The organism is Nocardia sp. CA-128927 (assembly GCF_050955855.1).
Lineage (GTDB): Bacteria > Actinomycetota > Actinomycetes > Mycobacteriales > Mycobacteriaceae > Nocardia.
The window spans coordinates 5,947,830-5,970,891 of sequence record NZ_CP192087.1 but is presented as its reverse complement, the minus strand read 5'-3'; the positions used below and the strand labels follow the sequence as shown (position 1 = coordinate 5,970,891).

Genomic DNA, 23,062 nt, shown 5'->3' with positions numbered 1-23,062 from the left:
GCACATGGTATTTCCGCAAACCCTACCGCTAATCGAGATCCTCTTCGAGGGTCAAACGGCGGGTAGCGAGGCGGGCGGCGTAGCGGGCTTTGCGGTTGCGGGCCCGGTTCATCTCTCCGCGTTCCCTTTTGGCGGCGCGGCCGTTGGGGCCGGAGCAGCAGGTGGTGCCGAACTCGGGGTATCCGTGGCGGGAGTGCTCGGCGAAGCGCACCCACAGCGGTTTCGTTTTGTCTGTGCGGGACATCTCGTTCCTTCGGAACCAGCCGCCCGGGTCTCCGGACCTTCCGGGGTTGGGCGGCTAGGTTTGCCGTCGCGGAAACGCCGACAGGGCAGAGAGTTTGCGCACGGTTCGAAGTCTAGGTTGCGATTCCGGCCTGGGGAACCGGCCAGATGGATGGATACGTCCGCCAAGTGGTTGGGCCGAGGCGGTTGGTCGGCGGCGGCTCCTGTCTGTTGGAGGGTTCCTACAAGAAGCCGCACGAAAGTTGTCGACCGCTCCTATCTTCTTGCGTCACCGGCCCGTATACGTTTGACGACGGACGGGAGAATCAAAGCACCTGCACCACAGCAATTTTCGGTGGGCGAGGTGTGTGTCGGTCGGATGATGCATGCCTCGCGGGCTAATGTGCGGTTTCGGCTTCCGTCCTTCTGCTGTTTGTTCGTCTCGACAGGTCTGATGCAAGGAAAGGGATTGGCTGTGGCCGCAACTCAGGAAGAGATCGTCGCCGGTATCGCTGAGATCATCGAGGAGGTGACTGGCATCGAGGCCGACGAGGTGACGATCGAGAGGTCCTTCGTCGACGACCTGGACATCGACTCGCTGTCGCTGGTCGAGATCGCGGTGCAGTTGGAGGACAAGTACAAGGTCAAGATCCCGGACGAGGACCTGTCCAGCCTGCGTACGGTCGGCGACGCGGTCGCGTACGTTCAGAAGATGGAAGCCGAAAACTCCGAGCTCGCGGCGGAGTTGAAAGCGAAGTACCAGGAAGGCCACGCCGAGTGACGAATGCCGGTCGGTAAGGCGGCGGTCCCGGTGAAGGTCTGCGGACGGATTCCGTCCCCGAACTCCGCACCGGGACTTCGACATTCGCAGAGCCGGGCTCTCAAATCCAGCCATCCGTTCGACGACGGCCGCACGCAACTGGCCGCACTGATCCGCTGTCACCTCCCGACTTCCTGACCGCCGATCGGCTGGAATTGAAAAGCCTTTCGGCCCTTCCGTTTCAGCCTTCCGGTGGGCGCCGCGTGCGTTGATCGTCAGTAGCGTTATCGATGTGAATGCATCGATTCGATCGATGACGTGGATCGGCGTTGCCGCTTTGATCCTCGCCAGTTGTTCGGCAAAGGGCGATGATCGACTCGTCGCGGATATTCGTGTGGATAGCAATCGGGATGGTGTCGTCGACGGAAATGACGTCGCAGCCGGTATCGATAAGAGCAAATGGACGGCCGAGTATGGCGCGATTGTGCTCCCGAATATCGGTGATGTGGCGCGGCGCTGTCCGTCGAGTCGAAGCCAGGTTTCCGACGCCGAACTTGCCGGTTGCCACGACGCGGCCGACGATGTGGCGCGCGCACCCGACTACCTGGCGCTCATGGTTACCAAGCCGATCGGGCGAAGCGCCCAGGGAGTGGTCGGGCGGGTGGCGGCGGTAGGTGTCGGCGCCGACAAGATCCGCATATTCGTCCAACGGCAAGGTTCGTGGATAAAGCTGTCGGCCGATGCGAACCTGACCGAGGCCGAGCTGCGCGACGGTGCAACGCTCGGCATCGATTCGCGAGATGTGGTGCGGGACAAGGCCGTATGGGACGGTTCGTTCACCGTTCGCTTCACCGTCCAAGACGGCAAGCAATCGGTGGCCGACGATGTTGCTCTTCGAGTAGCTCCCGTCGTCATCCATAACCACACCCAGAGCGCTGAGGCCTTGGTAGCTCCCGAGAGCGGCGACGACCAAGTGTATGAACGGTTCGTCGGCGATTTGACCTCGGCCGCGCAGGCCAGCGGACTGAACACGCCGCTGATCAGGATGAACACCACCGATACCTGGGCACAGGACTTCGTCGAGTTCGGCTACGTTTCGATGCCCGGCAAGGGCGGCAAGACCGTTTCGCTGCGCATCGCGATCCGTTCACCGCAACCCGAAAGAGAAGGCGGCCGTGCCGTTTTCGACCTCCGTGGCCCCGGCATGGGTGCGCTTCAACTCGGTGGCGCCGGTGATCGCCACGTGGATTCGTTCGGAAACGTCGAGACGATACCGCCGTATACCCATGGCGGAAAAGAGTTTCCGGCAGGTCGCGTCGTCATCGGCACCGGAAATCGGAACGACGCCCCCGTGTCGAGCGTGGAACTGCAGAAGTTCTTTGCCGCCCAACAGGTTCAGCCGCCACTGATTCTGGACACGACCTGGCTGGTAGTCGGACACGTCGACGAGTTCATCCAGTTTCTTCCGACACCGTCCGGTCGCGGCTGGCGCCCTGCCGTCACGGATCCCCGGCGCGGGCTCGAGATTCTGCGCGAGCAGCAAAGATCCGGCCATGGAGCCCAACCGGCGTTTTCCAAACCGGGCGCGCCCGATCGGACCATCGACAACGTTCTGGCGGACCAGAAATTCGTCGCCGACAACGAACTCGCGGCACGCAAAGTCGACGAGAACGCCGAGCTCCTGATCCGGGAGACCGGGGTGCGACCGGACGAGTTCGTGCGCATTCCAGGCCTCTACGAGTTGTCCATGGGCATCGATGACGAACCGGACGCGCTGGTGAGCTTCTACCCGGGAGCAGTCAACGGAGTACTGATGAACGCGCAGAATTACATCGCGCCGCGACAGTGGGGCCCGATAATCGACGGGCGCGACGTATTCGAGGCCGCGGTGACCGAGGCCTATCGGTCGGCAGGGGTATCGGTGCATTACGTAGACGAATGGGAGACCCTGCACGTGGCAGGTGGCGAAATCCATTGCGGGACGAACGCCTTACGACAGATCGGCGGTCTCCCGATCGTTCGGTGATCACTGCTGCCCGACACCCCCGCCGGTCGGCTGACGCCCCAGCCGACCGGCTGGAATGGCCGTGCCGGGCGGCCGGTATCGGTGGTCCGCACTACCCGCACGGCAACCGCCGAGGCAACCTTGATGGATTGTGGACGATCCGGCTACGGACGATCGTCCGTGGATTTGATGAAAGTGTGCGCATGATTCGCGTGGCCATAGTTGACGATGAGGCGCTCGTGCGATCGGGCTTCACACTGATCCTCGGCGCTTCCGATGACATCGATGTCGTCGTCACGAGCGATGGCATGGGTGCTGTCGCAGCGATTCGCGCCGCAGATCCCCATGTTGTCCTGCTCGATATCCGTATGCCGAATGTCGACGGTCTGCACATCCTGTCCAGGCTGCTCGAAGCCCCGCAGCCGCCGACCGTAGCAATGCTGACGACATTCGCCGCGGACGAGTACATTGCCGACGCACTTCGTCGAGGCGCATCCGGTTTCATTCTGAAAGACACCGAACCACAGCACCTCAGCTCCATGGTTCGGGCACTGGCGGCCGGTGCGGTCGTGCTGTCACCGAAGGTCACCAAAGCTGTAGTCGAAGGCTATCTCGACACCGTCGACACCGGGGCGCCCGAACTCGTGCGACTACTCACGAATCGTGAACGCGATATCGTCGTTCTCATCGCGGATGGTCTGTCCAATGCGGATATCGGCCTTCGCCTGCACCTGAGTATCGGGACGGTAAAGGACTCGGTGAGCAGTATCTTCACCAAACTGAACATCGGCACCCGCGTGCAGGCTGCGCTGATCGCGGAGCGTGCCGGGATTCTGGCCGCTGACCTGTCATGAGCGGACGTGAACGGGTCTATCGACCTTCGCCCATCGCGGTCGACCTGCTCATCGCCGCGATCGGGGTGTTCGATGTCTGGTGCAATCGTGATGTGCCGCTTGCTGTTTGGGAGATCGGCGTCGCGGTGCTCACCGGATCGGCGTTGCTAGTCCGCAGGCACGCACCGATTGTCGCGTTCGTGCTCACGCTGCCCGCGGTGATGCTGGTCGGGGCGCTGCTGGCGCCGATGGCGGCGCTGTACTCGGTGGCGCGTGGTTCGGCACATCGATGGGTCGTCGCGGCACTGGCGGTCGTTCTCGGGTTGTCGTGCCTGTTCACGTCATCCTATGACGACTTCGGGCTGCGTGACCTCGAATTCTTGCTCCACCAAATACTTTTCGCCGTTCTGGTCGGTGCGGGGCCCGCGGCACTGGGGTGGCTGGTGGCGACGCGGCTGCGGCTGGCGCGGCAGATGTCCGAGGTAGACCGCGTCTACGCCCACGAGCGGGAACTGCATATCGCCGCCGCGCGTGATCGCGAACGCGCGGAGCTGGCGAGAGAAATGCACGATGTGGTTTCGCATCAGGTGAGTCTCATCGCGGTGCAGGCCGGGGCGCTTCAGATGGTGAGTGCCGACCGCGACGCGCGCTCGGCCGCGGACGTCATCCGCAAACTCAGCGTCAATACACTCGACGAACTGCGGCACATGATGAAGGTCCTCCGCGCCCCGGCCGCAACCAGTGAAATCAGCCCGCAGCCGACCATCGAGCATCTGCCAGACCTGCTGGCCGCCAGCGCCTTACCCGTTGAACTGATCGGCCAACTGCCAACGAACCTGACAGCGGCGGGCGAGCGCGCCATCTATCGGACGGTTCAAGAGGCTTTGACCAATGTCCGCAAACACGCACCCGGCGCGGCAGTAACGATCGCCACCGCTCGCACGGATCGCACAGTGACAGTGACGATTACGAACGTCGCCTCCACTGAATCTCCAGTAGCCCTGCCCAGTGCGGGTTCCGGCATCTCCGGTTTACAACAACGCGCACACCTGCTGGGCGGAACGGTAACGGCGCAGCCAATCCCGGACGGCGGCTGGACAGTGCGACTCGAGTTGCCTCAAACCTGATCACCTACACCGGCTTGTGGAAGATGAGGAAGTCGCAGGGAGTGGCGAGTAGTGGTACGAGGTGTGGATAGTCCTGCTCCAGTTCACCTTTGCGTTCGAGCACATAGCCGAGGCGGAGGTACCAGTTGCGCAGGAAGTCCTTGACCGGATGCGTCCAGCCACGTGGCACCAGCAGTTCGAGCTGAATGGTGTCGGCCCCGTGGTCGGCGCACCATCGTTCGGCGAAATCGACCAGCGCCCGGCCGAGTCCGCTGCCGCGTTGTTCGGGCGCGCACACGAGCATGCCGAATTCGCCTACACCGTCAGCGAATTGCTGCACCCGCACGGCACCGGCGATCTCGTTGTCCGCATCGCGAGCGACGACGATCTCGCCCGCGCTGATCAACGATGCCAGCTCGGAAGGTGTTGTGCGACAGTAACCGTCGCGCCAGATTCTCTCTTCGGCCACCGTGTACACGCGGTTGATCAGTTCGGTCAGCTCCGCCACCAGCGCGGCATCGTCCGCCGCGGCCGCGGGGAGTATTTCGATGGACATCATTGATCCCTCCTTCGACTGCGAGATCGACGATAACCCGTGCCCACCCGGTCGCCGCCGGTCCGTAGACTTCGGCTGTGACTGATATCGCGGACTTTGCCCGACTGATCGCGGGCGATCACGGCCTCTGTGTTGTCTCGACCTCGCGGGCCGACGGCACCGTGCAGTCCACCCTCGTCAACGCGGGTGTGTTGGCGCACCCGCAGACCGGCGAGTCCGTGGTGGGCATGGTGATCCGTGGTGGCACCCGCAAGTTGGACAATCTCCGTGTTCGCGCGCGGATGACGGTGGTCGCCCGCGTCGGGTGGGCGTGGGCGGCCGTCGAGGGCGCGGTGTGGATTGTCGGTCCCGACGACCAGGTGCCCGGCATCGACGCCGAACGACTGCGGCAGCTCCTGCGTGAGGTGTTCACCGCGGCGGGCGGCACGCACGACGACTGGGACGAATACGACCGGGTCATGGCCGCCGACCGTCGCGCAGTCGTGCTCGTCGTGCCGGATCGGATCTACGGCAACGGCTGACTATCCGCTGCCACCCCGGTAGATGGTCGGCATCGAGCCGAGATCGGCGAAGTTGAGCTTGTTCTGGCCGTCGGTGCCGAACCAGGCGACATAGGTGATCCCGTTGATGGTCGCGACCGCGGGTGGCCACGGGCTGGTATCGGCGAATTTCCAACGCTGCGCTTGGTTTTCGTTCAGATTGTCGATATCGAAAAGCAGGTAGATGTTGGTGTTCTTACCGGTGTAGCCCGCCACATAACGGCCGCCGAGCGTGAACAGGTTCGGGCCGCCGATGAGCCGATCGCTGAAAGTGGCCCGACCCGGCGGGACATTCACGCCGATATAGCGCGCGTTCAGATTGTTCGCGCTGTCCATACCCGTCCAGGCCAGCAGCACACCCTTGCTGGGATGGATTACCAGTCCCGGAGTATCCACGCTGTGCTCGGCGGGTTCCGGGGTCCTTCCGTAGGAACTGAACGGTGGATTCTGCGATTGCACCGCGCTGAGCACGAGGTCGTCCTGTGCGGTGTAGCTCAGCCACATCGAGACATTGTCCGACTGCATGGCAGGCCCGCCGATAGGCGGCTCCAGCCATTCTCGTCGATCCTGATAGTCGACGCCATTGTTCGACCACGCGAGCCACATCTTGCCGTCGGTGCGCGTATAGCCGAGGTAGAGCAGACCGGTCTGCGCATGCGCAGCCAATGCCGGGCGCTGCAGGCTGAAGTCCGACGGCAACGGTTTCGCATTGACAACCCCGTCGGCTTCCATTCCCGACGCGACATACATGGTGCCGCTCTGCGTCGACCAAACCAACACCAGCTTGTTGTTGTAAACCGTCAACGCGGGCGCGGCGATCGGCTGATTGGACTGCCACAAGGTGCGTCCAGTGAACATGAGTACCCCCAATACATTCCCGGAGTCGAGCACTTGATGGGGGAGCGTAAGTGCCGCAGTACACGAAGTCAGGACTTCGTTTCGACCAGCGGACCGCCGTTCCGCACATCAGCGGAAATGCATTGTCGGAAAAGGGGTTCTTATCGTGCTTTGTTCGAACTGCGTCAGGGGGTGTCCAGTGCGGTTGCCGGGACGCCGTAGGGGAGGAAGCGGACGCGGCGGCGTTCGTCGGTGTTGTCGCGATGCGCGCGCAGGGCCTCGAGCTCGCTCGGGAAGACCTGCTCGATCCTGGCCTCGCCCGCGTCATCGATGCTGTAGATGACCCACACGCCGCTGCCGGTCTCGCCGGTGGTCTCGTCCTCCGGTTTGGTCGGCCGGGTGTGTTCCGGCTGAACGAACTGGCCGAACAGCGAGGCCAGCGTGTTCACGCTGGTGCGGTCGACGTACTCGCTGGCCTTTCCGATGATGTCGCGGATATCGATCCCCGCTTCGCGTAACGCGCGTTCGAAGTCTTCCGGATTGATCCCAAACGGTCTGTCGGGTGCCATCACATTGCTCCTGGAGAGACGAATTGGGCGCTTGTGTCTTCAGTGTCCTCGCGTTACGCCGACTTCGCCACGATCGGCACTGATCAGCGGCCTGACGCGGCGAATCAGGTCCAGCGCGGTCGGCTGGATCCGCGTGGGACCAGTGCGGGATCGTTCCACCGCGGTGGTGTCTCGCTGAAGGTGACCGGTGGGGCCAGGGTGTGCAGCGCACCGAGTGGCGTGTCGGCGTCGTATGCGGTGGGCTCTCGAAGTTGTTGCTGCTCATTGCTATTGGCGTTGTCGGGATCCACGAGGCCTAATGTCTGGTACCACATCGCGGTGCGGGTAAGGCTGACGGTGACATGCCAACTGCCGCCCTCGGTGGCGCGCCGCAACAGCGCCGCTGTGGCGCCCGCGGCACCCAGATAGCCGGTGATGAAGTCGTTGATCATGCCGGTGGGCGGCAACGTGGGTTGTTCGAGTGTGCCCTCCAGAACCATCAAACCTGAAGCGGCAGAACCGTTCATGTCGAATCCGCCACGCTCGGCCCACGGCCCGGTGGATCCGTAGCAAGTCACCGACACGCTGATGATGCCCGGGTACTTCTCGGCGAGTTCGTGAGGGTCGAGGCCGAGCTTGTCGAGTTTGCCGCCGCGATGGTTGTTGACCACGATGTCGGCGTCGGCGAGCAGCGACTCCGCGCGAGCTTTGCCGCGTTCGGTGCTCATGTCGATGTATGCGCTGCGCGATCCGATATTGGCCTCGTCGTAGATGAAATCGTGTTCGTAGTCGTTGGGGCGGGTCGCGCACAGCACGTCCGCGCCCTGCTCGGCGAGTGTTCGGCCGACGACGGGGCCGGCGATCGCGTGAGTGAACGACAGCACGCGCACCCCACCCAGCGGTCGATCCGAGGCGTCGAATCGCCGCGGAGGTCCGTCGCCGATGCGAGTCAACCCGATCACCGGCTGTTCGGCCAGCAATGCGCCCTGCGGATGCGCGAGCCATTCCTGCGGGGTGCGTGCCACGCACAACGGCAACCCGGCGGCGTTCGCAGCCTCTTCGAGTTCGAAGGCGTTCCACGTCGAGATGGCCGCGGCGACCTTGTCGGGATCCGGTGGCACGTCCAGAAAACGGCACCAGTGCGCGGCCAAATGTGGATATACACCCGATGCCATGACCGTTCGGCCGTCGCGGGTGCGATAGGAGTCGAGCAGGAACGGGTTGTCGGCCACCAGCGGGTGCGGTGTCGCCTCGCCTGCGAGGGTCGGCTGCCAGAACGCGTTCGGCGTGATGCCATGGACGGCTTGGCGCAGGTCCAGATGTAGATCCTGGGCTTGCCCGGTGCGCTGCCGCCACAGTGCCGCCGCGCCGACGGCACCCGCCATCACCGGGATGCCGATGCAGGCGCCCAACCGGTGGCGGGACGCGACGATCGGGTCGTTACCCGCGAAACTCACCCGTCCGCCTGCCGAGGCATGCGACAAACCGACGTCGGCCAACAGTCGATCGAGATGGTCGACCGGATCGAACGCTCGGGCACTGCTCACGACGGTTCTCCTCGGGTGTCGGGGAAAGCGGGAGCTGACATGTCGACGGGACGCGTGTACTCCCGCAGCAACAGCGGAACCAACCGCGCCCGCACGCTCTGCTGCGCCGAGCCGGTCGCGGATACTTCGGTCAGCGTCTGCGCATCGCCGCCCTCACAGGCCGCCACCACCAACCGCACGAGCTCGCTGACCGCGATCGTGGGCACCCGATCGATGGCCGCCAACGCATCGGCCAGTAGATCGGCAAGCGTCGCGCGACTGCGTGCCTCGTGTTCGGCGAGCGCGGCAGCCACCTCGGGATGCCGAATCGCATGCAGGGTGAACTCCATCGAGATCAAAAACCATTGCCGCTGTTCACCATTCGGCTCCGGCAGGCGCGGCGGATCGGCACCGACCAACTGGCCCGCCGACTCGGCCAACACCACCCGCACCCGCTCGGCAGTGGCCTCGTGGTGCCGATCGAACAACGCGAGGAACAACGCCTCTTTATCGGGAAAGTTCGAGTAGAACGCCCCTTTGGTCAGCCCGGCGCGTCCGCAGATATCGGGCACGGAGGTGGCCCCGAATCCTCGCTCGGCAAACACCACCTGCGCGGCATCCAGCAACGCCGCGACCGTCAACGGTCGACGCTTCGTCGGCGACTTCGGCACGGCATCTCCTCGTCGAAACGGATACTGATAGGTATCCGATACCGGACGGTACTCGTTACCGGAGTGTTCGGCAAGGGCACTCTGTCGACGTTCGGCAGCCAAGCGCGATCAGCAATCCGAGGTGATCGTCGACTCGAATTCGGCTTCGATTTCGCCACAGCGGCTTTCGGGCTGCTGGTAGTGTCTGGGCAGCGACGGGGGGCCGACGGTGAGTGCAGAGCTCGAAATCGAGGCGCAGGGGAACACCAATTCCTCGGGGGTGCCGATAGCGCGGCTGGTGGGTAAGGTTCACGAATTCGACTGTGCGTCATGATGATCAAGGCGCGATGGGGGCTGGTAGTCGTCGCGGTGGTATTCACCGCCGGGTGTGGTCTGACGGTGGAGAAACTGCCGTTGCCCAAGCCTGGTGTTTCCGGCGAAACCTATACCGTGCATGCGGTATTCGAGAACGCGCTGAACTTGCCGGACCAGGCGAAGGTGAAGATCGGTGGCTCGGATGTCGGGGTGGTCTCCAACATCAAGACCAAGAACTTCCAGGCGGTCGTCGACCTGACGATCAGCAAGGACATCGAGCTGCCCAAGGACAGCACCGCCGAACTGCGCCAGGCCACGCCACTCGGTGACGTGTTCGTCGCGGTGTCCAAGCCGAAGACCGAACCGGGCACGCAGGTACTGCGCAACGGCGACACCCTCGGTCTGGACAAGACTTCGGCGGGTGCGACTGTCGAGCAGTTGCTGATCTCGATCTCCATGCTGTTCAACGGTGGTGGCGTCGCGAGCCTGAGCAAGCTGACCTCGGAGCTGGATTCGATCGTCGGCGGGCGCGGCGGTCAGTTGTCGCATCTGATCACCGAAATGACCGGGGTGGTCGGCAGTTTGAACGACAACTCCGCCAAGGTCGACGGTGTGCTCAACGAATTCGGCGCGCTGGCCAACACCATCGAGGCCCGCCGTGGTGAGCTCGGTCAGGTGGCCGACACGTTGCCGCAGATGATCGGCGCGATCGCCGAGAACAACAGGGCTATCGGCGATCTGCTGACGAAGTTGTCGACCACCAGTGCCGCGCTCGGTGACTACTCCGATACTTCCGGTCAGCAGTTGGGCAGTCTGCTCGACAACACCCATCAGTTGATGGATGCGCTGACCAACACCGGTGACAACCTCGGCATCCTGCTCGACCAGTTCCGTGAGTTCATGCCCAAGTTCGTCGCGACCTTCAGGGGCAGGGGCTACGCCCCTTTCGTCTCCATAACCTCGCTCGACGTCAGCGCGTTCACCGATCCGCAGCACGGCGGCTTCCAGGATCTGCGCGATCTACAGGATTTCGCGGGCAGCCTGATCCAGGTGCTGCAGATCGTGCAGAACCGGGTACAGGACGGCCACCGATGACGCTGCCGCCACGGTACTGTGGTCTTCCGGGTCGCACGGGGTAATCCGCGTCACCTACCGAGGCGGCAACGGCGCAGCTTCACGCAGGCGCCACAGGGCAGACACGGGCCCGCGCCCCGCGCCGAGCGGGTAGGACGCCTGCAGGGAACGGGTGGTCCATTCTTTGGCGAACGCGATGGCCAACGGCACGTCGTAGCCGTGCGCGAGGGCGCAGGCGGTTGCGGCGGCCAGGGTGTCGCCCGCGCCATGGTCGTGAGCGGTGACGATGCGCGGCGCGGACATCTCGTGGAACTTGTCGCCGTCGTAGAGCAGGTCGGTGCTGACGGGGGAGGAGCGCAGATGGCCGCCCTTCACGATGGTCCAGCGCTGGCCGAACTTGTGCAGGGCCTCGGCAGCCTGGCGTGCGGTGCGATCGTCGATGCCGACGAGCACTCGGACCTCGTCCAGATTCGGGGTCAGCACCGTGGCCATCGGAATCAGCGTGTGCCGCAGGGCATCCAGCGCCGAGTCGGGCAGCAGCGGATCGCCGTTTATCGAGGCAGCGACCGGGTCGACCACCAGCGGGATCGACCCGGTCTGCCCGATGCCCACCTCCGCACACACCTGCGCGACCGCTTCGATGGTGGCCTGGGAGGCCAGCATGCCGGTCTTGGCGGCGCCGATCCCGATATCGCTCACCACCACCCGCACCTGATCGGCAACCGTCTGCGGCGGGATCACGTGAAAGTCGCTGACGCGCAATGAGTTCTGCACGGTCACGGCGGTCACTGCCACGCACGCGTGCACCCCGAGCAGGGTCATGGTGCGGGAGTCCGCCTGGACGCCCGCGCTTCCACCGGAGTCGGTCCCGGCGATGGTGAGCACGCGGACCGGGGTCTGCCCATCGGGTGTCAGTGGCAAGAGCACGGACGATAGTCAACACCATGCCGCGACGGCACGGTCAAGCCCCGCACCTCTATGTCGTGGACGCGGTCGCCGCCCGCATCGAAACAACACTGGAACTGGCAGATGGACCGGGCGCCGTTGCCGTCACCCCGGACGGCAGCCGCGTCCTGACCACCAGCTTCAACTTCACCTACTGGGCACCGAATCCAGAACTCCGCCAAGGCTCTTGCCAACCGCTGGACCCGGTAACCCTGCGGCTCGGCCCGAGTATCCCGGTAGGCCGATTCCCTCTCAACGTGATCGCGAGCGCCGACTCTTCGACCGCATACGTCAGCAATTACCAAGACAACTCCGTATCGGTCATCGACCTCCAAGCAATGGAGGTCACGACCACGTTCGAGGTCGGCTCCGGCCCACACGGTCTGGCCTACCTCGACGCATCACCGGCTTCGACGAGCTGAGGTAGCAACGCCCGGCTCGAGGCGATGTCCGGGCAGTCCTTCGCGCAAGTAGTACGTCATCGTGCGAACGGAAACCCCACTGCGGCTGCTCAACTCCGCAATACGCATTCGACCCTCCGTGTTCACTCAGGACCTCCTTGCGGATCCTACCGCGATATGGATAGTGTAACTACCCGTTAGCGGATAGTCTGACTATCCATTTGGAACCGTGGCGTGACCAGCTACCGGCTCGGCATGCGGCCGGGCCGGTCACGGTCATGTCGTGTCAGCGGAAGGGAAACCCTTGAATACGAGCATGTTTCGGCGTGTGGGGAAACGGACGGCGTTGCTCGCCGTGTCGGTGGGTGTGTTGTGCGCGGTCACCTCCTGCGGCGCCGGTCCGAAGCCCGAGGCACAGAACCTGGACGTGGAATCGGGCCGGGCCGCGGTCGCCAGGGCGCTGGATGCGGTGGTGACGGCAGGAGTGCCCGGGGCGCAGGTTGTCGTGACGAAGCAGGGTCGGGACTGGATCGCGACCTCGGGGGTCGGCGATCTCGCCACCGGCGTGCGTTTTCCGGACGACGGCTACATCCGAATCGGTAGCAATACCAAGACGTTCACGGCCACGGTGCTGCTGCAGTTGGTCGCGGAGAGCACCGTGGTACTGGACGCGCCCGTAGAGCGCTACCTGCCCGGTGTTGTGCGGGGCGGTAACGACGGCACCCAGATCGCGGTGCGGAACCTGTTGCAGCACAGCAGCGGATTGCCCGATACCGAGCAAGTGCTATCGCAGGTTCCACAGGACGACTTGGCGGCGATGCGCTGGCAGCAGTTCGACGTTGCCGACGTGCTGCGACCGATCCTGGCCCTGCCGTCGCGTTTTGCGCCCGGCACGAAGGCCGAATACTCCAACACCAACTACCTGCTCATCGGCATGATCATCGAGCGGATCACCGGGCGGCCGGTTGCCGAGGAGATCACCCGCCGGGTGATCGCCCCTCTTGGGCTGACCGCGACCTACTTCCCCGCACCGGGTGAGACCGCGCTGCGCGACCCACATCCGTTGGGCTACATGGTGGTTGATCATCACCGCATCGAATACACCGAGTTCAACCCGTCCTGGGCGGGGGCCTCCGGTGCGATGATCTCCACCGGCGCGGAGCTGAACCGGTTCTTCATCGCGCTGCTCGCTGGAAAGCTACTGCCCGCAGCGCAATTGGACGAGATGAAGCGCAACACCATGCCCTTCGACCGAATGCCGGGCGCGGGTTACGGACTCGGACTGATCCACTACCCGACGTCGTGTGGCAAGGACGTCTGGGGACACGGCGGCAGCATTTCCGGATTCCACACCCGCAACGGCGTGACTGCCGAGGGTCGCGCGGTCACGGTCGTCGTGAACGAGATACCCGACGACGGCCCGACCGAGGACGCGGTACTGGCCGCCTTCGACACCACGGTGTGCTCCGGCCCCTGATTCGTGCCCGCGTTACCCCGTGACCGGATGCTGCGTCCCCGCGCCGCCGAGCCGGTGACATGGAAATGTCCGGAGCCCGTGGGGTTTCGGGCTCCGGACCGGGGGATCGGGTGTGGCTATTGGGGGAGAGTGCTGGAACGGTTTTCAGAGGGCAGCGAGGCGGCGGCGCTCGAGGACGGTGGCCACGGCATAGCCGCCACCGCCGCCGATGGTGAGGATCCAGAAGAGGCCGGGGGTGCCGAGCAGGAGCGCGCCGGTGGAGACCAGGGCGAGCCAGGTGCCGAGGCAGTAGTGCAGGACATTGCGCCGCGCGGCCCCTTCGCCGAGGTAGAGCAGGCCGACGACGAGGCCGGAGCCGACGGGCCAGAGCACGCCCTGCAGGTCCTGTCTGTCCAGCAGCGAGGTGATGCCGGTGATGACGAGGAAGAGGGCGGCGAAGGCGCTGGCCCAGGAGACGCCGAGTAGCTTGCCGGACAGGATGTCTCGGCTGTCGGCGCCGCGCTGAGCGCGCAGTGCGGCCGTGGTCGCGTAGACGGTGCCGGCCGCGAGGCCGAGGCCGAGCAGGGCCATCGGCAGCCAGCCGGGCAGGCTGAGGATCGGATCGGCGCCCTTGGACAGGGCGGCGGCACCGTGCCCGAACACGTATGCGAGGGCGAAGCTGAGATAGGTGGCGCGGTTGTCGACGTCGCCCGCGCGTTCGATGACGGGGGCGGCCGGGGCGGGGAGTGTCATGGTGGTCATGGCTGAATTCCTCAGGCTGCGAACAGAGTTGAACTGACGTGGCGGGCGGTTGACTGGTGATCGGCTACGCGGTGATGACGACCTTGCCCGCGACCGTGCGTGACTCGGCGAGGGCGAGCGCCTGCGCGGCGTCGGCGAGGGGGAACTGCGCGGCGATCTGTGGCGACAGAACGCCGTCCGCCAGCAGTCGCAACACCTGGACGAGGTCGTCGTGCAGTCGATTACGGAAGACGTTCAGGCGACGCTTGCCCGCCCAGAAGTTGTAGAAGTGGGCGCTCTTGCCATTGGGCAGGTAGTTCCACACCGCCAACCGCGCGAACGACTTCAGTACCGGCAGTTGGGAATTGCCGTCCTCGTCCTTGGTCGCCGCGGTGCCGTAGGACACCAGCGTTCCGCCCTTGCGCAGCAGCGCCCAGGACTGCGCCAACGCGGCGCCGCCGACATGATCGAACACGGCATCGACACCGTCGGGTGCGATCTGCCGAATGCGCTCGTACATGTCCGGGTCGCGATAGTCGACCGGGATCGCGCCCAGCTCGCGGATCATCTCGTGATGCCGCGGCGAGGCCGTCCCGATCACCGTCATGCCGGCGTGCCTGGCCAGCTGAACGAGGGTGGAACCGACGCCGCCGTTGGCGCCGAGCACCACGATCGTGGCGCCGCTGCGCGCCTTCGCCGTCCGGTACAGCATCTGCCATGCGGTGATCCCGTTGACCACCACCGTCTCTGCGGCGGCCGAGGTGACGCCGTCCGGAATGGGCACCAGATCGGCGGCGTCGATCAGCAGGTGGCTGGCCCAGCCGCCGACCTTGACGACCGCGGCGTACCGGTGACCGACCATCGCGGCATTCACCTCGGGGCCGACTGCGATGACCGTGCCGACCACGTCGTATCCGGGGACGAAGGGGAACGGCGGCTGGTCGTAGTACTTGCCGCGGCGCATCTGCTGCTCGGCGAAGGAGACGCCGGTCGCGTCCATCCGCAGGACGACCTGGCCCGTGCTGGGTGCGGCAAGGTCGCGGGTGCGGATCAGCAGGCCGTCGGTTCCGACCTTCCCGGGCAGCACTACCTCGGTGGTGACAGTGGTGATGTTCATGATGCTCTCCGCGTTCAGTGGATGATTACACCTGTAACCATACGCACGTTAGCTTCGAAGATTCAAGGGCTAACGCCGATAAGTTTTCAGATGTAAGTTAACGGTATGGCAGACAACATCACCGCGACTCCCGCTCGCGTACGCAACCGTCGAGGGGAGGGCGCCCGCCTGCGCGACGACATCGTGGCCGCGGCCGTCGAACTGCTCGACGAGACCGGCGACGAAAAGGCCGTCACCCTGCGGTCCGTCGCCCGTCGGGTCGGGATCGCCGCGCCCTCGATCTACCGTCACTTCCCCGACCAACCGACCATCATGCTGGCCGTCGTGCAGCAAGCATTCGCAGAGCTGGTGGAACATCTCAGTGCCGCGGTGGCCGCGGCAGGCGACGACCCGCGGGACCGGCTGCTCGCTCTGTGCCATGCGTACCTGGAGTTCGCCGAACGCCATCCCGAGCGCTACCGCACCATGTTCGGCGGACTCTGGATGCCCGCCCTGGACGAGACCACCCTCACCGAATCCGATGTCTCCACGCTCGGTGACGTGACGATGGCTCTGCTCACCGAGCTCATGCAGGACTGCGTTCAGGCGGGCGAGTCCACCAGCACCGACCTGCCGACCGATTCCGTCGCCTTGTGGCTCGGCTTGCACGGGCTGGCGCATCAGCGCGCGTCGACCGTCGCCTTTCCGTGGCCGCCGAACATCGCCGACCGCATGATCACGTCGCTGGCGCATCTGAAGGACGTGCCCGAGTAACGCCGCTCTGAACAGGCAGAACACCGTGTCAGTCGGCGTGACAGGTCGGTGACAGGTCCGTGTAAGCCGAGCGGGCGACGGTATTCCCGTGAACAGCACAGCAATCGCAGCATCCGGCGGACGTCAGGCATACGGGGACAACTCGATCCTCGATGGCATCGATCTGACCATCGGTGCCGGGCGCGACGCGATGCTGGGCACGGAATGGCCCGACCGATTCGCCCGCGCGCGGCAGTATCTGCGCGGCGATCACTCGTTCGCCCAGCTGATCCGCTTCGCGCTGGTCGGCGGCGCCAGCAACATCGCGTACGTGCTGTTGTTCATGGCGATGAACGGGATGGGCCCGTTGGTCGCCAATATCGCAGGCTCGATCCTCAGCACGGTGATCGCGAACGAACTGCACCGCCAGTTGACTTTCCACGCCGCCGGACGGGTCGGCTGGTTCACCGCACAGTGGGAAGGCGGCGGGCTGGCACTGATCGGCCTACTGATCAGCACGGCGGCGCTGGCCAGTCTCGACTTCTGGGCACCCGGGCTCGGCGCGACCGCACAGGCGGGCGCGGTGATCGTCACCATGGCGGCGGTCGGCGGCATGCGCTTCCTGGCCCTACGCGGCTTCGTCTTCACTCACGAAGCCACTGTGCCGAGCGCCCACCGCTAGCCGAGAGTCCAAAAAGACATCCTTAGGCACATTCCTGCCATATGTCTCGGCTCGATCGGCGTGTTCAGTTGTCTTGGGTATCCCAGGAACTCGCGAGCAGGCCCGGATAGGTGGCGAGGAGTGCGATCAGTGCGGAGGCCAGGCGTGGATCCCATCGGCCGTCCGGGACGCGGAGGCGATCGTCTTGGTAGTCGAGCATGACGGCACCGGTTGCGTTGTCGCGCCAGCGGATTCGGCGCGGTGGGCGGGCTAGGTTGCCGTCGCCACCGCGCCGACGAAGAGGGCGACGATGATGAGCGCTCCTATGACGAGCTGAATCGGCAAGAGCAGCAACCATACGAACCACCAGCCGCGTTGGCCCTTGTATCCGACAAGGGGTTTCGCGCCTGTCGGCGTTACGGTCCATCGGGTGCGCATGCGTCCACCCCGGGGGCCGGGCTCTCGGACTATCGTGCCGGCCGATTCGCCTGCGGCGCCGAGCACTTCGTAAGTGGCCGGTGCTCGCCTTGCTGCGGTGCGGGTAACGACACGGGCGAACATCTGTTTCCGATCAGGATCCGCCCACAGCACGAATGCTCGGCCGCCCTGCTTACGCATCGCCCGGTATTCGGTGAACCCGTCGGGCGCCATGTCGCGCTTCACATAGATTGCGGCGCTGGTGGGTTCGGTGTTGTCGCTACGCCGTCCGCGCTGACCGCTATCGGCGATCTGCCAGACGGAACCGCGTCGATTGGGACGCGCATCCACTGCTTTCGTCAGCGACAGCCGTACCACGAATCCTCCCCACAGCCTTCGGTCTCAACGGCGGTGACGACCATACCTTCTCGGCGCGGCGGTGGCGGGTTGGGTGTACGAGCGGGCCGACCTCCCTTGCGGTGCAAGGGAGGTCGGCCTTTCTCAGGCTAGAACAAGCCGCCGCCGTCGAATCCGCCTCCGACACTGGCGAGATCGCCGAGTCCGCCGCCACCGCCGAACAGATCGCCGCCGCCGAAGTCGTTGCCTCCGCCGCCGAACCAATCGAATCCGCCGCCGGAATCGCCGCCGCCGAACAGGTCGCCGCCGTTGCCGCCGCCGAACAGGTCGCCGGAATCGCCGCCGCCGAAGAGGTCGCCGCTGTCGCCGCCGCCGAACAGATCTCCGCTGTCACCGCCACTATCGCCGAGCCAATCGAAGCCGCCGCCACTGTCACCGCTGTCGCCGCCGAACAGGTCTCCGGAGTCGGCGGCATCATCGGTGCGGCTGTCGCCGAGCCAATCGAATCCGTCGCCGCCGTCATCCCCGCCGGACATATCGCCGCCTGACATGTCGTCGTCGCCACCTGACATGTCGCCACCTGACATGTCGTCGTCGCCACCGGATGTGTCGCCGCCTGACATGTCGTCGTCACCGCCGGATGTGTCGCCGCCTGACATGTCGTCGTCACCGCCGGATGTGTCGCCGCCTGACATGTCGTCGTCGCCACCGGATGTGTCGCCGCCCGACGAATCGTCATCGCCACCCGATGTGTCCCCACCGTTGGAAGTGTCATCGCCGCCGGACGAATCGGTTCCATCACCGGGCTGGCTTTGCTGATCGTCCTCGGCGTCTTGTCCCGGCTTACCCTGCTGATCGTCCCCGCCGTCTTGTTCCGGCTTACCCTGCTGCTTTTTCGGTGGTTTCGAATCGCCCGGCTTAGTGCTATCGGATGGTTTGCTGGGCTTTGTTGGCTTGGTCTGATCGGACGGGTTGTTTTTGTTCGGCTTTCCTTTTGCATACATGCTATTGAGCTGGCTGACTTCATTCTTGCTCAGCGGGCTCGGGCCATTGTTGCATCGGTTGACCGAGCTGGCCATGATGCTGCAGCCGCTGTCATTGTGATCGAGACCGACGGAGTGGAGGAGTTCGTGTCCGGCGATCTCGGTTCGGTCGTCTTTGTTGAAGTTCTGCGTTTTCGGGTCGAGTTTGACGAACGGACCACTGCCGTCGAAGCCACCCAGGCCCGCCACATCGCCTTGGAACCGTTCGTTGCTGATGTTGATGGCGCCGTCGCCGGTTCCGGGCTTGAAGACGAAGTTCAGGCCCGGGGTCGAGTTCAGGTGCTTGACGGCGTTCTCGATACCGGCGTCTTTGATCTTATTGTTGTAATGAATGATCGCCCGGCCATCCGAGTCGTAGCCCTGGATCTTCGCGCGGAAGTCAAAACTCGGCGCCTGGGCCGATGCGGTGGCGGTTGCGGTCAGGGTGAGCGCGCCGGACCCGAGCAGGGAGCTGGCGACCAGTGCGGCGAACAGTCGGGGTGTGCCGGTGGTCGGCGATTTCCTGGTTCGATGTTTTCCGCGATAGTTCCGACGGTTGGCAGCGGGCGGCATAATGCGGAGACCTCCGTGTGTACTATTGGTGAAAGTTTTACCGTGCCCGAATAACGGCTGATGCCATTCGGCTATCAGTCGATTTTCGTGAGGGGCGGGTTTCGCACTCGCGAATCGGCACGGCCGACTGTACGGGTAAAACCGCGGTCGAGCACAATTTGTTAGTGGCGTCTTAACTACTGAAAATAGACCTTCATACAATTTCTGGGCTTTTAAGTCTGGTTTGTAAGTTTTGTTAGTTCGGTGAAATCGTTGCTGTCTGCTCGGTTGACGCCGTGACTGAGCTCGGGTGGGTCTTGGCGGTCCGCCTGCCACGGGAACGGTCGAGCCTGTGATCGGTGGGCTCGATGTCGACGCCACCCTCGGCTCGACCCGGGGGTGCTGGACGCCCGGCGGCGAGCCGACGGATGCGGGCGACGACAGAGTCCGGGGGCACGTCAGATGGTCGGCCCGGCGCAGGCCCGCCAGCAGCGCACGCGACCCGCGAATGCGCGAGGCCGCAGCATCTTTCAGATCGCCGCACCCAGCCGGTTCAGCGCCGACGCTGCCGCGGGCACCCCTTTTCCCCACTCGCCGACTGGGGTTTCACGAAGCCGACATATCGGCTTAATCTCCGATCATCGGGAATTCATCCGTCTCTTTTGAGGGAGCCGATATGCCCCGTATTTTCCGTCGCTCGCGCCAGCCGGTTCGGCGTCCGCCGAACCCGGCGCTCCGCCGGAGCGGCAACTGGCCGACTCGACCCAGGTGCCGGACATCGAACCGGTCTTCGACGCCGAGGACTACGAACAACGCCACGCCGTGAAATGCGGTATCCGAAAAGTGGCGCGAGAGACAAGGGAAGTCCATGAGCAGATTCCGCAATACTCTTGCAACCATTTCCGCGGTGGTTGTCGGTGGTTTTTCGACACTTGTTTTCTGTCCGATGATGGCGAACGCCGCTGACGATGCTCCCTACTATTGGGACGTTCCGGTGCCGTCGCAGGCGCAGGCGGACGTCCTTGAAGAAGCGGGGATCGAGACGGTTCCCGCAGGTCCGGGCAAGGTGACCATCGCGACCGACGAGGCGGGTGCCCAGGCCCTGCGGGACAAGGGGCTGGCTCCGACGAAGAAAGGGCCTGTTTACCAGTCGGTACCGCAGGAGCGGAAAGCCCCCGACGCCACGTACTACGGCGGTTATCACACCGCGGCGGACCTGCTCCGCCATGCCTCCGATGTGGCAACCAAGTATCCGGGAATCGCCCAGGTGCACGATATCGGCAAAAGCTGGAAGGCAACCAGGGGCACCGGCGGCCACACCATGAACGTCATCTGCCTGACCGGAAACCCGAAGATGGCCGAGCAGGAAAAGGCCACGGCGAAAACGACACTCGCTCCGAACGGCTGTGCCCTGTCGCCCACCTCGACCAAGCCGCGCTTCCTGCTGACCGCGCAGATCCACGCCCGCGAGCTGGCCACCGGCGAAATCGCCTGGAAATGGATCGACTATCTCGCCAACGGCTACGGCACCGATCCCGTGGTCACCTCGATCCTGGACACCACCGAGGTCTGGGTCGTCCCGGTGACCAACCCGGACGGCGTCGACGTGGCGGCCAGCGGCGGCAACCGGCCCAAGATGCAGCGCAAGAACGTCGACAACAGCCAGACCCCGTCGTCCTGCTCCGTCGTCGACGGATCCGGCAACGGCCCGGGCATCGACCTGAACCGCAACTTCACCGTCCGCTGGGGCGGCGACTCGAGAAACGCCTGCTCGCAGACCTTCCAGGGTCCGCGCGCCGCCTCCGAACCGGAAACCCAGGCGATCCAGCAGCTGTACGCGAAGCTGTTCACCAACCAGCGCCCCGCGGGCAGCACCGACGTCCCGGATACCGCGAAGGGAGTGGTGATCGACCTGCATTCCTACGGGAACTACGGGATCATTCCGACCGCGGCGACCCCGAAGAACAGGGAACAGCTGCGAACCCTGATCAAGAAGGTCGTGCCCGCAGGCTTCACCGTCGGCACCGATGAAGAGACCGTCGGATACTCCACCTGGGGAACCACCGACGACCAGGCCCACGGTGCCCTGGGGCTGGCCAGTTTCACCATCGAAATCGGCCCGAACGGCGGGACCTGCGGCGGCTTCATGCCCCGCTACTCCTGCGTGGACAGCACCCTGTGGCCGCAGATGAAGAAGTCCTTCACGACCGCTGCCAAGGCCGCGGGCGCACCGTACAAGCAGTCACCGACGTCCTGATCTGCCCAAGGTGACCGGATAGTTCGGTTGCGCGTATGTAAACGAACTCCCTTGCAGTGCAAGGGAGTTCGTTTACGTTTGGTTGCCGCGAGAGGGAAGTCGTCGGTCGCGCCGAATGAGCGCCGTGGTGACGTTCGTAACTGGCCCGATGATTCCGGCTGAACGGGTGTTAGCTTGACATTAGCCATGCTTGCGCCACGCGCGAGGTCGCCATCCGGTCGGTAATAACGACCGACGGCCGGTCTCGTCGCCGATGTAAGGGCGGGTATCACGATGACCAACAGCTCGTCGTTACGATCCCGGTGGCAGTACCGGGTCGATTACCGTTGGGTCGTCGAGTTCCTGGAATCCCACGGCATCGTCGGCCGGATGAAGTTCGTGATCGGCGGGGGCGGCGCGATGATGCTGCTGAACTCCACCCTGATGGCGATCTCACCGGCCGGCGTGCACGGCGCACTCGGTACCGCGGTGAACCTGCTCTCCGCCGCATTGGGCGGGTTGTGGGCGTTGCGCTGGTGGTTGGGGCCGTGGCCGCGCGAGTCCGAGTCGCTCGCCTGGATCGCGGTGCTCAATGTCGTCATCAGCGTCGACAGCATGCTGGTCCGGGACCGCGTGGTCGGCGCACTCGGGATCGTCATGCTGGTCGCGACCGGGGCGTATGTGGCGGTCTTCCACCGGCTGCGGGTGCTGGTCCTGTGCGTCGGCTGGTCACTGTTGTCGATCTTGGTGCTGTCGGCGACGATGGTTTTCGGCAACGGGCGCTGGCAAGGGGATGGTGCCCTCGGTATCGCGGTCGTGGTGGCCAATCTCGCCGTCATCGGCGTCGTGCTGCCCACCATGCAGCTCTCGCATTGGCTGCTGCGGATGGACGCGCTGTCCGATCCGCTCACCAGGCTGTTGAATCGGCGCGGCCTGGACTCCTACTGGTCGGAGTACGCCGAAACGGGCGGCTGCCGCACGGAATACGCGATCACGCTGGACCTGGACCGATTCAAAACCGTGAACGACACGTTCGGACATCCGTTCGGCGACGAGGTGCTGAAGCGGACAGCCGATCGCCTGCGCTCCGCGGCCGATTCCGAAGCCCTCATCGCACGCACCGGTGGCGAGGAATTCGTGGTTGTCAGCTGCGTGCGTGACGATCCGGCCGCCGTGGTCGCCGAGCGGTTGCGGCGCGCGATCGAGACGATGCCCGGGCTGCCGATGACGATCACCGTCAGCGTCGGAGTCGCGCTGTTCACGGCGCCACGTGCGGGCGAGCAACCGACCCGCCACCACGTGCTGCGCGCCTCCGATGACGCGATGTATCGAGCGAAACGCTTGGGCGGCAACACCGTTGTGATCGCCGAGATGGGCGAGACGACGCGCGAGCGTGTTGCCCGAGTCGGGCTCCGCAGCGCGTAGCTGCCGGGACGACCTGCTCGTCCGCGACG

General features: G+C 64.7%; 25 protein-coding genes. 12 read left to right on the top strand and 13 right to left on the bottom strand.

Going from position 1 to position 23,062, the window contains the following annotated elements; all coding sequences use genetic code 11:
• Positions 1 to 28: 28 nt before the first annotated feature.
• Positions 29 to 244 carry a hypothetical protein gene (locus ACQPW1_RS27980; protein WP_433654583.1) on the bottom strand — a complete coding sequence of 72 codons (216 nt, stop codon included), beginning with the start codon at positions 242 to 244 and terminating at the stop codon, positions 29 to 31.
• 453 nt (positions 245 to 697) lie between these two features.
• Between ACQPW1_RS27980 and acpM the strand changes: the two genes are divergently transcribed.
• The 4 genes from acpM (at position 698) to ACQPW1_RS27960 (ending at position 4,947) form a co-directional block, all read left to right on the top strand.
• A complete protein-coding gene (gene acpM / locus ACQPW1_RS27975) occupies positions 698 to 1,003 on the top strand; it encodes a meromycolate extension acyl carrier protein AcpM (protein WP_433654582.1) in 306 nt (101 codons plus the stop codon).
• A gap of 373 nt (positions 1,004 to 1,376) precedes the next feature.
• Positions 1,377 to 3,008 carry a protein-arginine deiminase domain-containing protein gene (locus ACQPW1_RS27970; protein WP_433654581.1) on the top strand — a complete coding sequence of 544 codons (1,632 nt, stop codon included), beginning with the start codon at positions 1,377 to 1,379 and terminating at the stop codon, positions 3,006 to 3,008.
• A gap of 128 nt (positions 3,009 to 3,136) precedes the next feature.
• The gene (locus ACQPW1_RS27965) at positions 3,137 to 3,841 is read left to right on the top strand and encodes a response regulator (protein WP_433654580.1); all 705 of its coding nucleotides are present in this window, start codon (positions 3,137 to 3,139) and stop codon (positions 3,839 to 3,841) included.
• The gene (locus ACQPW1_RS27960; RefSeq protein WP_433654578.1) at positions 3,838 to 4,947 is read left to right on the top strand and encodes a sensor histidine kinase; all 1,110 of its coding nucleotides are present in this window, start codon (positions 3,838 to 3,840) and stop codon (positions 4,945 to 4,947) included. The genes ACQPW1_RS27965 and ACQPW1_RS27960 overlap by 4 nt, the downstream gene beginning before the upstream one ends.
• 4 nt (positions 4,948 to 4,951) lie before the next feature.
• Here ACQPW1_RS27960 and ACQPW1_RS27955 read toward each other — a convergent pair whose 3' ends face one another.
• On the bottom strand, positions 4,952 to 5,482 hold the full coding sequence (locus ACQPW1_RS27955; protein ID WP_433654577.1) for a GNAT family N-acetyltransferase: 531 nt from the start codon (positions 5,480 to 5,482) through the stop codon (positions 4,952 to 4,954).
• Between the two features lie 77 nt (positions 5,483 to 5,559).
• Here ACQPW1_RS27955 and ACQPW1_RS27950 point away from each other — a divergent pair, with 77 nt between their 5' ends.
• Positions 5,560 to 6,003 carry a pyridoxamine 5'-phosphate oxidase gene (locus tag ACQPW1_RS27950; RefSeq protein WP_433654576.1) on the top strand — a complete coding sequence of 148 codons (444 nt, stop codon included), beginning with the start codon at positions 5,560 to 5,562 and terminating at the stop codon, positions 6,001 to 6,003.
• Here the strand turns inward: ACQPW1_RS27950 and ACQPW1_RS27945 are convergent, their stop codons facing one another.
• From ACQPW1_RS27945 to ACQPW1_RS27930, 4 genes are all read right to left on the bottom strand, one after another.
• Positions 6,004 to 6,879: a hypothetical protein gene (locus ACQPW1_RS27945; protein ID WP_433654575.1), complete on the bottom strand. Its 876-nt coding sequence runs from the start codon at positions 6,877 to 6,879 to the stop codon at positions 6,004 to 6,006.
• 164 nt (positions 6,880 to 7,043) lie between these two features.
• Positions 7,044 to 7,427 carry a hypothetical protein gene (locus tag ACQPW1_RS27940; protein ID WP_433654574.1) on the bottom strand — a complete coding sequence of 128 codons (384 nt, stop codon included), beginning with the start codon at positions 7,425 to 7,427 and terminating at the stop codon, positions 7,044 to 7,046.
• A gap of 104 nt (positions 7,428 to 7,531) precedes the next feature.
• Positions 7,532 to 8,953, bottom strand: coding sequence for a CoA transferase (locus ACQPW1_RS27935; RefSeq protein WP_433654573.1), 1,422 nt, complete (start codon positions 8,951 to 8,953; stop codon positions 7,532 to 7,534).
• The gene (locus tag ACQPW1_RS27930; RefSeq protein ID WP_433654572.1) at positions 8,950 to 9,603 is read right to left on the bottom strand and encodes a TetR/AcrR family transcriptional regulator; all 654 of its coding nucleotides are present in this window, start codon (positions 9,601 to 9,603) and stop codon (positions 8,950 to 8,952) included. Before ACQPW1_RS27930 ends, ACQPW1_RS27935 begins: the two co-directional genes overlap by 4 nt.
• Before the next feature lie 309 nt (positions 9,604 to 9,912).
• Between ACQPW1_RS27930 and ACQPW1_RS27925 the strand changes: the two genes are divergently transcribed.
• Positions 9,913 to 10,992, top strand: a complete 1,080-nt coding sequence (locus ACQPW1_RS27925) for an MCE family protein (RefSeq protein ID WP_433654570.1) — start codon at positions 9,913 to 9,915, stop codon at positions 10,990 to 10,992.
• Positions 10,993 to 11,046: 54 nt separating this feature from the next.
• Here ACQPW1_RS27925 and thiD read toward each other — a convergent pair whose 3' ends face one another.
• Entirely contained in the window at positions 11,047 to 11,898 is an 852-nt protein-coding gene (gene thiD / locus ACQPW1_RS27920; RefSeq protein ID WP_433654569.1) for a bifunctional hydroxymethylpyrimidine kinase/phosphomethylpyrimidine kinase, read from the bottom strand.
• A 17-nt stretch (positions 11,899 to 11,915) separates the two neighbouring features.
• On the opposite strand from thiD, the gene ACQPW1_RS27915 reads away from it, so the two are divergent.
• Positions 11,916 to 12,338 (top strand): YncE family protein, encoded by a 423-nt coding sequence (locus ACQPW1_RS27915; RefSeq protein ID WP_433654568.1) that lies wholly within the window; start codon positions 11,916 to 11,918, stop codon positions 12,336 to 12,338.
• Here ACQPW1_RS27915 and ACQPW1_RS27910 read toward each other — a convergent pair.
• Positions 12,318 to 12,446, bottom strand: a complete 129-nt coding sequence (locus tag ACQPW1_RS27910) for a MerR family transcriptional regulator (protein WP_433665353.1) — start codon at positions 12,444 to 12,446, stop codon at positions 12,318 to 12,320. The genes ACQPW1_RS27915 and ACQPW1_RS27910 overlap by 21 nt on opposite strands.
• A gap of 199 nt (positions 12,447 to 12,645) precedes the next feature.
• Here ACQPW1_RS27910 and ACQPW1_RS27905 point away from each other — a divergent pair, with 199 nt between their 5' ends.
• The gene (locus ACQPW1_RS27905) at positions 12,646 to 13,794 is read left to right on the top strand and encodes a serine hydrolase domain-containing protein (RefSeq protein WP_433654567.1); all 1,149 of its coding nucleotides are present in this window, start codon (positions 12,646 to 12,648) and stop codon (positions 13,792 to 13,794) included.
• Between the two features lie 144 nt (positions 13,795 to 13,938).
• Here the strand turns inward: ACQPW1_RS27905 and ACQPW1_RS27900 are convergent, their stop codons facing one another.
• Both ACQPW1_RS27900 and ACQPW1_RS27895 read right to left on the bottom strand, forming a co-directional pair.
• Positions 13,939 to 14,535, bottom strand: a complete 597-nt coding sequence (locus tag ACQPW1_RS27900) for an ABC transporter permease (protein WP_433654566.1) — start codon at positions 14,533 to 14,535, stop codon at positions 13,939 to 13,941.
• A gap of 64 nt (positions 14,536 to 14,599) precedes the next feature.
• Positions 14,600 to 15,631, bottom strand: coding sequence for a medium chain dehydrogenase/reductase family protein (locus tag ACQPW1_RS27895; RefSeq protein WP_433654565.1), 1,032 nt, complete (start codon positions 15,629 to 15,631; stop codon positions 14,600 to 14,602).
• A gap of 105 nt (positions 15,632 to 15,736) precedes the next feature.
• On the opposite strand from ACQPW1_RS27895, the gene ACQPW1_RS27890 reads away from it, so the two are divergent.
• Together ACQPW1_RS27890 and ACQPW1_RS27885 are read left to right on the top strand one after the other, a co-directional pair.
• Positions 15,737 to 16,384, top strand: a complete 648-nt coding sequence (locus tag ACQPW1_RS27890; protein WP_433654564.1) for a TetR/AcrR family transcriptional regulator — start codon at positions 15,737 to 15,739, stop codon at positions 16,382 to 16,384.
• A gap of 190 nt (positions 16,385 to 16,574) precedes the next feature.
• Positions 16,575 to 17,045, top strand: coding sequence for a GtrA family protein (locus tag ACQPW1_RS27885; protein WP_433665352.1), 471 nt, complete (start codon positions 16,575 to 16,577; stop codon positions 17,043 to 17,045).
• Between the two features lie 64 nt (positions 17,046 to 17,109).
• Here ACQPW1_RS27885 and ACQPW1_RS27880 read toward each other — a convergent pair whose 3' ends face one another.
• The 3 genes from ACQPW1_RS27880 to ACQPW1_RS27870 form a co-directional block, all read right to left on the bottom strand.
• Positions 17,110 to 17,244: a hypothetical protein gene (locus ACQPW1_RS27880; RefSeq protein WP_433654563.1), complete on the bottom strand. Its 135-nt coding sequence runs from the start codon at positions 17,242 to 17,244 to the stop codon at positions 17,110 to 17,112.
• 50 nt (positions 17,245 to 17,294) lie between these two features.
• Positions 17,295 to 17,819 carry a hypothetical protein gene (locus ACQPW1_RS27875; RefSeq protein WP_433654561.1) on the bottom strand — a complete coding sequence of 175 codons (525 nt, stop codon included), beginning with the start codon at positions 17,817 to 17,819 and terminating at the stop codon, positions 17,295 to 17,297.
• A gap of 128 nt (positions 17,820 to 17,947) precedes the next feature.
• A complete protein-coding gene (locus ACQPW1_RS27870) occupies positions 17,948 to 19,594 on the bottom strand; it encodes a hypothetical protein (RefSeq protein WP_433654560.1) in 1,647 nt (548 codons plus the stop codon).
• A gap of 727 nt (positions 19,595 to 20,321) precedes the next feature.
• Here ACQPW1_RS27870 and ACQPW1_RS27865 point away from each other — a divergent pair.
• Complete coding sequence (locus ACQPW1_RS27865; protein WP_433654559.1) at positions 20,322 to 21,629, top strand: M14 family zinc carboxypeptidase; 1,308 nt, start codon at positions 20,322 to 20,324, stop codon at positions 21,627 to 21,629.
• A gap of 273 nt (positions 21,630 to 21,902) precedes the next feature.
• Positions 21,903 to 23,033: a diguanylate cyclase gene (locus ACQPW1_RS27860; RefSeq protein ID WP_433654557.1), complete on the top strand. Its 1,131-nt coding sequence runs from the start codon at positions 21,903 to 21,905 to the stop codon at positions 23,031 to 23,033.
• The last annotated feature ends 29 nt before the right edge of the window (positions 23,034 to 23,062 follow it).

What these genes read in the sequence shown, in the direction of transcription:
- ACQPW1_RS27980 (WP_433654583.1), bottom strand. Translation starts at nt 244, where the DNA reads ATGTCCCGCACAGACAAAACGAAACCGCTGTGGGTGCGCTTCGCCGAG.
- ACQPW1_RS27960 (WP_433654578.1), top strand. Translation starts at nt 3,838, where the DNA reads ATGAGCGGACGTGAACGGGTCTATCGACCTTCGCCCATCGCGGTCGAC.
- ACQPW1_RS27955 (WP_433654577.1), bottom strand. Translation starts at nt 5,482, where the DNA reads ATGTCCATCGAAATACTCCCCGCGGCCGCGGCGGACGATGCCGCGCTG.
- ACQPW1_RS27945 (WP_433654575.1), bottom strand. Translation starts at nt 6,879, where the DNA reads ATGTTCACTGGACGCACCTTGTGGCAGTCCAATCAGCCGATCGCCGCG.
- ACQPW1_RS27940 (WP_433654574.1), bottom strand. Translation starts at nt 7,427, where the DNA reads ATGGCACCCGACAGACCGTTTGGGATCAATCCGGAAGACTTCGAACGC.
- ACQPW1_RS27925 (WP_433654570.1), top strand. Translation starts at nt 9,913, where the DNA reads ATGATGATCAAGGCGCGATGGGGGCTGGTAGTCGTCGCGGTGGTATTC.
- ACQPW1_RS27915 (WP_433654568.1), top strand. Translation starts at nt 11,916, where the DNA reads ATGCCGCGACGGCACGGTCAAGCCCCGCACCTCTATGTCGTGGACGCG.
- ACQPW1_RS27910 (WP_433665353.1), bottom strand. Translation starts at nt 12,446, where the DNA reads ATGCGTATTGCGGAGTTGAGCAGCCGCAGTGGGGTTTCCGTTCGCACG.
- ACQPW1_RS27900 (WP_433654566.1), bottom strand. Translation starts at nt 14,535, where the DNA reads ATGACCACCATGACACTCCCCGCCCCGGCCGCCCCCGTCATCGAACGC.
- ACQPW1_RS27895 (WP_433654565.1), bottom strand. Translation starts at nt 15,631, where the DNA reads ATGAACATCACCACTGTCACCACCGAGGTAGTGCTGCCCGGGAAGGTC.
- ACQPW1_RS27890 (WP_433654564.1), top strand. Translation starts at nt 15,737, where the DNA reads ATGGCAGACAACATCACCGCGACTCCCGCTCGCGTACGCAACCGTCGA.
- ACQPW1_RS27885 (WP_433665352.1), top strand. Translation starts at nt 16,575, where the DNA reads ATGCTGGGCACGGAATGGCCCGACCGATTCGCCCGCGCGCGGCAGTAT.
- ACQPW1_RS27880 (WP_433654563.1), bottom strand. Translation starts at nt 17,244, where the DNA reads ATGCTCGACTACCAAGACGATCGCCTCCGCGTCCCGGACGGCCGATGG.
- ACQPW1_RS27865 (WP_433654559.1), top strand. Translation starts at nt 20,322, where the DNA reads ATGGCGAACGCCGCTGACGATGCTCCCTACTATTGGGACGTTCCGGTG.
- ACQPW1_RS27860 (WP_433654557.1), top strand. Translation starts at nt 21,903, where the DNA reads ATGACCAACAGCTCGTCGTTACGATCCCGGTGGCAGTACCGGGTCGAT.